Here is a 7,748-nt window from a genome sequence, read left to right as displayed (position 1 = left end):
TGTCATCTTCGAGTCCATGAGCGACGGAACGGAGTTCTTCCACGGGTTCAACGAGGACCGCATGCTGGGATCGGACCTGCGCTACCGCCGGGCCTTCGCCGGCCACGACGTGGTGTTGGGTGCCGGTTTCCTCAGCGGCCGCAACCAGATGGATGCGCTGTCCGAGGAGGCCACGGAGAAGCAGTGGGCGCTCTTCGCCAACGACACGTTCGATCTCGGCAGGGTGACGCTCACAGCCGGCCTGCGGTACGACGACCTGGAGAGGACCGATCCGGTCTGGAGCCCGAGCCTCGGCGCGGTCTGCCCGGTCGGCGACCACCTGCTGCTGCGGGGGTACGTGGGGCGAGGCTTCACGGCCCCGGTCATCACCGCCGGCGTGACGAGCCCGGCGTTCGGGTTCGTTGGAAATCCGGACCTCGAGGTCGAGCACGTCACCTCCTACCAGGCCGGCGTCGAGGGGGACGTGCCTGGTTTCTTCTGGTACAAGGTCACGGTCTTCCGCCATGACGTGAAGGACGCGCTCACCACGATCACAGTCGACGACGCCGGGAATTGGACGTACGTGAATCAGGACGACGTCCGCCGCAAGGGGCTCGAGGTCGATGCGCGCACGGCGGTCTTCCACGGCTTCGCCCTCGAAGGAGGCGCATCCTGGCTGGACGTCGACAACCTCACCCGTGAGGACGACTTCTCCTGGAATGCAGACTACAAGTACCGTGTCGCGCTCAGCTATGTCGGGGCCAAGGGCCTGCGAGCACTGGTCAACGTGCACAACACGCACTGGACGACGCCGGAGCGGTTCCACCCGGAGGCCGATCCCGTCGTCGATCTGCACGTCTCGCAGGAGTTCGCGCTCGGCGAGGTGCTTCTCGAGGTCTTCGGCAGCGCCAACAACATCTTCGACGGCGACCAGTTCTTCAACGAAAAGTTCCCCAACCCGGGGAGATGGCTGGAGGCCGGGCTGAGGTGCCGCTTCTGACGCGATGTAACCATGGGCAGCCCGTCGCAGTATGAGCATTCAGATAAGGTAAAGGAGGTGCTGCCCATGAAGCGGATCGTCGTCCTCGCGCAGAAGATCGAGAAGAAGCAGATCCTGGGGGCGTGCTGTTCCGGCACCGGCAAGGCAAAGACGGCCTAGCGCGTGCTGGATCGCGTGCGGCGTGCCGGCGCTGCCGCCGGGGCTGGCGTGCGCAGTTCTCCGATGCCCTTTGTGCGCTCCGCCTGCGCGTTGACCTTCCCCTCCGACACAGAGGGGAAGGTCATTCTCTTTTCGACGAAGACCGCGGCCGCCGTCCTCGTGCCGGCGCGGCTTGTCGAGGACATCGAGCGGGGCGCGCTCGAACCGGATGAGGAGCGCCAGCTCGCCGACCTCGGCCTGCTCGTCCCCGACCGCGAGACCGAGCACCGCGAAATGCTGGCCTTCGTCAGCGAACTGGAGGCGGCGGCGGACACCCTGCACCTGATCGTCATCGCCGCGCACTCCTGCAATCTCGGCTGCACGTACTGCTACCAGGGATCGGCGAAGGGAACGGGCGTCATTTCGCCGGCGGTCTCGGCGCAGGTCATCGACTTTGCCACCGCGGCGGCCTTCGACCGTGGGCTAAACCTGAAGGTCACCTTCTACGGCGGCGAGCCGCTCCTGGCGCTGGAGCCGATCGTCTCACTCGCCGGCGCCTTGAGGGAAGCGGCGGCGGCGCACGGTTGCGACTTCACGTTCTCCCTCATCACCAACGGCACGCTGCTGACGCGGAAGACCGCGGCGCGTCTGCGGCCGCTGGGCCTGCTTGCGGCGCAGGTCACCCTCGACGGCCCGGCGCACATCCACGACGCGCAGCGACCGCTGCGCGCGGGCGGTGGCAGCTTCCGGCGCATCCTCGGAAATCTCCAGGAGGCGTGGGACCTGCTCACCGTGCGGATCAACGCCAATTACGGCCGCGACGGCTACGAGGCGTGTCCTGGCCTGCTGGACGACCTGCTCGCGGTCGGGCTCGGGCCGGAGCGGATCGGCTCGGTGAGCTTCAGCCCCATCAGCCGGGAGCGGCGCGCCCCAGGCTTCGAGGGCGGCTGCCGCTCCGCCAACGAACCGTGGGTCATCGCCGCCGCGGCCTTTCTGCGCGGGGAAGCCCTGCGGCGCGGCTACCGGGTCGACGCGGTCAGGCCCGGAGTCTGCATGGTGGACCTCGCCCACGAACTGGTGGTGGACTGCGACGGCTCGCTCTACAAGTGCCCCTGCTTTGCCGGTGACAGGCGCTTTTGCGTCGGCGACGTCGCCGCGGGCGTCCGCGACGCGCCCGGCGCGGCGTACGGCCGCGACCGCTGGCGGAACGAAACCTGCCTGGCCTGCCCCTACCTGCCGCTGTGCTTCGGCGGCTGCCGCTGGGAGTCCTGCCAGGCGGACGACGACGCCGCCGCACTGGCGTGCCGGCGTCCGTTCTTCGACGCCGCGCTCGGCGCGCTCGTCAGGCAGGACCTCGCTCATCCCCTGGCTGCGCGACGCATTGCCGCCATACCCTATCGACCAGGTTGGACTTCATGATTTGATTATAATGAGCTTGATGTCGGTATCGGCTCCCCTCGGGACGAGCCTGGTAACGATGGGGCGAACGAGAGGGGATGCGCCGTGGTATTGCACAGGTTGACCGCTGTTTCGCTGGTTCTGGTACTGTTTTGTCTCCCGGACATCGCGCGCGCGGCCACCGCCGAGGAGAGCGGCTTCCTCTCGCTCTACTTCAGCGAGGACGAACTGGAGGTCTTCTCCGCGACGCGAAGCCTGAAGTCCGTCGCGAGCATCGCGGAGAACGTGACGGTCGTGACCGCATCCGACATCGAGTTGATGAACGCCCACACCGTTGCGGAGGCGCTCTACAACGTGACCGGGGTCGAGCTGGCGGACTTCAAGGGCCCCGGCGCGGGGGGGGCGCCATCGATCCAGGGTTCGGGGTCGAGCAGGGTGCGGGTCATGCTCGACGGCGTCCCGCTCGACACCGTCAACAGCTCCCTTCCTCTCTCGCGGCTGCCGGTGCAGATGATCAAGAAGATCGAGATCGTCAAGGGACCGGCGTCCTCGGCCTGGGGTTCGTCGTTCGGCGGGGTCATCAACATCATCACCAAGTCCGCCGAGCCCGGGCACGGCTTCCGCGGCACCGCGTATGCCTCCTACGGGGAGGCGACGACGAGCGACATGCGGGGGGAACTGAGCGGCGGGAGCGGCCGCGTCGGGCTGTACCTCTTCGGCGGCGCGCTGAGCTCGGAGGGCGTCGTGGACGGCGGCGAGTTCCGCCACGGCGATCTCTTCGCGAAGGCGAGCACGGACGCCATCGGAGGGGCGCTGCTCGATTTGTCGCTGTACTACCACGACAGCGACAGCGTGAACGCCCGGATCCCGTTCGGCCCGCCGGTCTACGACGGCTTCGACCTGCGGACGGTCCACGGGAAGGCCGCCCTCCGCACGTCGTTCGCGGGCGGTCCCGAACTGAGCCTCTCCGCCTGGGCCCTGCGGCAGGACGACAACTTCTACCTGAAGTCCCGGATCGACGACGCGCTGCTGCGCGCCGGCCCGACCCTCGACGAGCGCTACGGGCTCGACGGCAGCCTCTCCTGGCGCGCGGGCAGCCACGCGTTCGTCGTCGGCGCCGACGGCGTCCGGCGGGACTTCGAGCAGGACCTCGGCGAGGCCCTCGAGATCGACATCCGCGAGTACGGGCTGTACGGCAACGACGCGATCGCGGCCGGGCGCCTCACCGTCACCCCCGGCCTGCGGTACGACCACTCGAACTTCGCCGGGGGCTTCGCGAGCCCGAGCCTCGGAGCGGCCTATCTGGCCTCCAAGGACCTGCTCCTGCGGGCGATCGTCTCGCGCGGCTTCCACGACCCGGCGGTCGTGCGCTACTTCGGCGCCCCCGCGCTGCACTACGTCGGCAATCCGGGCCTGGCGCGCGAGGAGATCTGGTCGTACGAGGCCGGCCTCGAGGCTAACGTCGCAGGCAGGATGCGGACGAAGCTCACGATCTTCTACCACGACGTCGACGCCATCCTCATCGAGAGACTCGTCTCGGCGACCCCGGTGGAGGGCCCGATCTTCACCTCCGAGAACGGCGGTCGGGCCAACACGCTGGGCGGGGAGCTCGAGCTTCTCTCCAACCGGTTCGCCGGCGTCGTGCTGCAGGGCGGCTTCCACGTCCAACACACGAAGCTGCACGACATCGTCGACAGCCAGCTCGCCCCCGTGAGCACCGTCTGGGGCGTGAACGCCTCGCTCGACTACGACGCGGGACGGGGCTTCCGGGCCATCGCGAAGGCGCACTACCAGCGGTGGGACATGACCGACGTCTGGATGTCCGACGACGACGGCCTTGTCGTGGACGCCAACCTCATCCAGCGGGTCCTGAGCAGGGGCGGCCTCACGCTCGAGGCGTTCTTCACCGCGCACAACATCCTCGACGCGGCGAGCTACCCCGACATCGTCCACCCCAACCCCGGGCGCTGGCTCGAGGGCGGGCTGCGCTGCTCGTTCTAGCGGCCGGTCAGTCGCCGCGCTCGAGCACCGCCAGCGCCAGCGACGCGCGCAGGTTCGGCAGTGCGCGCACCGGCGCCGCCGTCCCGACCGCCCCCGGCGCGACGAACGCCTCGCGCACGAGCCGCCAGCGCCGCTGTGCGCACAGCCGCCGGAAGTCGTTGACGGTGACCAGCCGGATGTTCGGCGTGTTGTACCACTCGTAGGGGAGCGCCGGGTTGACCGGCAGCCGACCGCAGAGCCCGAGCGTCAGCCGGATGCGCCAGTGCGCGAAGTTCGGGTAGCTCACCGCCACGCGCCGGCCCACGCGCAGGGCGCCCTCGATCACCGCGACCGGGTCCTCCATGAGCGGCAGGACCTGGTTGAGCACCACGAGATCGTAGGAGCCGGCCGGGAGGTCGCCGATCCACTCCCCCAGCTCACCCTCGACGACCGCGAGGCCGCGGGCGATCGCCTCGGCGACCGCGTCGCCGTCCCGCTCGATGCCGCGCTCGTGGATCCCCTTCTCCATGCGCAGGCGCAGCAGCAGGTCCCCGGTGCCGCAGCCCAGGTCGAGCACGCGCTCGCCGGGGGCCACCAGCGCGGCGATCGCGTCGTCGAGCGCGCGGTCGCGGCCGCGCGTCAGCGCCCAGTCTATCTGGCGCGCGGGCCCGAGGGCGGGCGCGCCGGGCGGCGCTGTCACCGCGGCCCCCGCTCGTGCAGCCGGGCGAGGAACCCGGGGAGCAGGTCGCCGAGCCGGTTGCCGGGCAGCAGGAAAGCGTCGTGCCCCTGGTCGCTCTCGAGGTTCGCGTACGCCACGTCGTGCCCGCTGCGTTTGAGCGCCTGCACGATCGCCTGCGACTGCGACGGGGGAAAGAGCCAGTCGCTGCGGAACGAGACCACGAGGAACGAGGACGTGCAGCCCGCGAACGCGTTCTGCAGCGAGCCGTGGTCGGCGACGAGGTCGAAGGAGTCCATCGCCCGCGTCAGGTAGAGGTACGTGTTGGCGTCGAAGCGCCGGACGAACTTGTCGCCCTGGGCGCGCAGGTAGTCCTCGACCTCGAACTCGCGGCCGAACGAGGAGCCCGGCTCATCCGCGAGGCGGCGCCGGCCGAACTTGCGGTGCATCGCTTCCTCGGAGAGGTACGTGATGTGGCCGACCATGCGGGCGAGCGCCAGGCCGTGCGCGGGCGGGTCGCTCTCGGGGTACTCGCCGCCGCGCCAGAGCGGGTCGCCCATGATGGCACGCCGGCCGACCTCGTTGAAGGCGATCCCCTGCGCCGACATCCCGCCGGCGGTCGCGATCGGTATGACCCCGGCGACGCGGTCCGGATGGCTGATCGCCCACTGGAGCGCCTGCATGCCGCCCATCGAGCCGCCGACGACGGCGAGCAGCCGCGCGATGCCCAGTTCGTCGAGCAGCAGCCGCTGCAGCTCGACCATGTCGCGGATCGTGAAGAGCGGGAAGTTGATCCCCCAGCGCCGCCCGGTGGCCGGGTCCACGCTCGTCGGGCCCGTCGTGCCGTAGCAGCTGCCGAGGAAGTTGCTGCAGATGACGAACCAGCGGGTGGTGTCGATCGCCTTGCCGGGGCCGACCATCAGCTCCCACCATCCCGGCTTCTCGTCCGCGCCGGTGCCGTGGTAGCCGGCCGCGTGCGCGCTCCCCGAGAGGGCGTGGCAGACGAGGACCGCGTTGTCGCCCGCCGCGCTCAACTCGCCGTAGGTCTCGTAGGCGACGGTCACCGGCGCGAGGACGGCGCCCGATTCCAGGCGCAGGGGCCGGTCCGCGCCGAGGGTCAGCAGCCGCGTCGCGACGAGCCCCACGGAATCCGGCGGGTAGGACGGGGCGAGGGCCTCGTGCCCGCCGCCGGGCGGCTCTGCGGCGGGAGGTGTTCGGCGTGTGCTCATGGCTGGCTTCTTTCCGGAAAGTACCGCCCGGACTCGAACCCTGTCAAGACCGGCTTCCTACGCCCAGACGGTGTAGCCCGGGTCGCGGAGGTGGGCCAGCTCGAGATTCGCGGACGGCTCAGAGTGGGTCAGATGCAAGGCGGACAAGTCCGAGGAGTGAGGCGTGCCGTGCCGCACGCCGCAGCGACGCAGGACGCAGTCCAACGCCGCAGCTGGCCCGCTATGAGCCGTCCGCGGCGGGGAACCTTCCGAGGGCGCGGTAGAGGGCGGCGAGCCCCACCGCGCGGTCGAACCGCGCCTGGACCACGTTCGTCTCCGCCGACGTCATCTGCAGCTGCGCGTCGATCATCTCGATGATGTCGCCGGCCCCCGCCTCGTAGCGGCCGGTCGCGAGCCGCAGGTTCTCGGCGAAGGCCTCGCGCTCCTTCTCCCGCGCCGCGAGCTGCTCCGCCGCGTCGCGCAGCGACCGGTCGGCCTGCTCCACCAGGAGGCGGATCTCCCGGCGGCGGTTGGCGAGCGCGAACTCGGTGGAGGCGAGGAGCGCCTTGGCCTCGTCGGTCTGCCGGCGCGTCAGCAGTCCGTTGAACACCGGCACCGCGACCTGGGCGCCGATCGACCAGCCGCGGTCGGTGGGGGCGTCCTCGCCCGAGAAGCCGAGCCGGCCGTTCGCCGTGACCGTGGGGTTGTCGCCGCGCCGCGCCGCCAGCACCGCCGAGCGCGCCGCGATCACCTCCAGCCGCAGCGACACCAGGTCCGGGTGCCTCTCGTCCGCCTCGCGCTGCCAGTCCTCCAGCGTGCCCGCGGCCTCGGCGACGGCGGGCGCCCCGGCCAGCTCGAAATCCGCCGGCGCGTCGATCCCGATGGCGTTGAGCAGCACCAGCCGCGACGTGTGCACGTCGTGCTCGGCGCCGGCGACATCGGCGCGGGCCTGGTAGAGGTTCGCCTCGGCGCGGACGACGTCGATGCGCGCCTTGAGCCCCGTGTCGAAGAAGGCCTGCGCCTGCCGCTGGAGCGTCTCGCGCTGGCGCACGGTCTCGCGCGCCACGCCGAGGGCGGCCTCTGCGCGCAGGACGTTGAAGTAGGCGACGTTCGCTGCGAACACGACCTCGACGCGCGAGGAGCGCGCCGCCTCCGCGGCCGCGTCGGCCAGGCCGCCGGCGCGGTCGATGCCGGCGGAGGTGCGGCCGAAATCCGCGATGAGCTGGGAGACGGTGCCCTGGACGCTGGTCAGCGTCGCGCGCTGCGAGTCGCCCGTCGCCGCCGAGACGGCCTCGGTCCAGGATGCGCCGGCGGTGGCGTTCACCTGCGGGTAGACGACCGACGCCGCCTGGCCGCGGCGGGCGGCGGC

At 70.7% G+C, this 7,748-nt stretch carries 6 protein-coding genes; 3 read left to right on the top strand and 3 right to left on the bottom strand.

What is annotated here, in order from left to right:
• The 3 genes from VI078_09390 to VI078_09380 all read left to right on the top strand — a co-directional run.
• Positions 1-979, top strand: a 979-nt coding sequence (locus tag VI078_09390; GenBank protein HEY5999493.1) for a TonB-dependent receptor, incomplete at its 5' end; no start/stop codon positions are given.
• A 231-nt stretch (positions 980-1,210) separates the two neighbouring features.
• Complete coding sequence (gene gptM, locus VI078_09385; protein HEY5999492.1) at positions 1,211-2,536, top strand: geopeptide radical SAM maturase; 1,326 nt, start codon at positions 1,211-1,213, stop codon at positions 2,534-2,536.
• Between the two features lie 84 nt (positions 2,537-2,620).
• On the top strand, positions 2,621-4,516 hold the full coding sequence (locus VI078_09380; GenBank protein HEY5999491.1) for a TonB-dependent receptor: 1,896 nt from the start codon (positions 2,621-2,623) through the stop codon (positions 4,514-4,516).
• 7 nt (positions 4,517-4,523) lie between these two features.
• On the opposite strand, the gene VI078_09375 is transcribed toward VI078_09380, so the two are convergent.
• The 3 genes from VI078_09375 to VI078_09365 form a co-directional block, all read right to left on the bottom strand.
• Positions 4,524-5,195, bottom strand: coding sequence for a methionine biosynthesis protein MetW (locus VI078_09375; protein HEY5999490.1), 672 nt, complete (start codon positions 5,193-5,195; stop codon positions 4,524-4,526).
• Complete coding sequence (locus VI078_09370; GenBank protein ID HEY5999489.1) at positions 5,192-6,400, bottom strand: homoserine O-acetyltransferase; 1,209 nt, start codon at positions 6,398-6,400, stop codon at positions 5,192-5,194. Before VI078_09370 ends, VI078_09375 begins: the two co-directional genes overlap by 4 nt.
• A 220-nt stretch (positions 6,401-6,620) precedes the next feature.
• A partial coding sequence (locus tag VI078_09365; protein HEY5999488.1) for a TolC family protein occupies positions 6,621-7,748 on the bottom strand: 1,128 nt, incomplete at its 5' end.

The sequence above is a fragment of the bacterium genome, from assembly GCA_036524115.1.
Classification (GTDB): domain Bacteria; phylum JAUVQV01; class JAUVQV01; order JAUVQV01; family DATDCY01; genus DATDCY01.
The sequence above is the reverse complement of the archived record's forward strand: the minus strand, read 5'-3'. Positions and strand labels throughout refer to the sequence as shown.

Bases quoted from the DNA above. Each gene is read 5' to 3' on its own strand.
- VI078_09370 (HEY5999489.1), bottom strand. From the start codon at position 6,400: ATGAGCACACGCCGAACACCTCCCGCCGCAGAGCCGCCCGGCGGCGGG.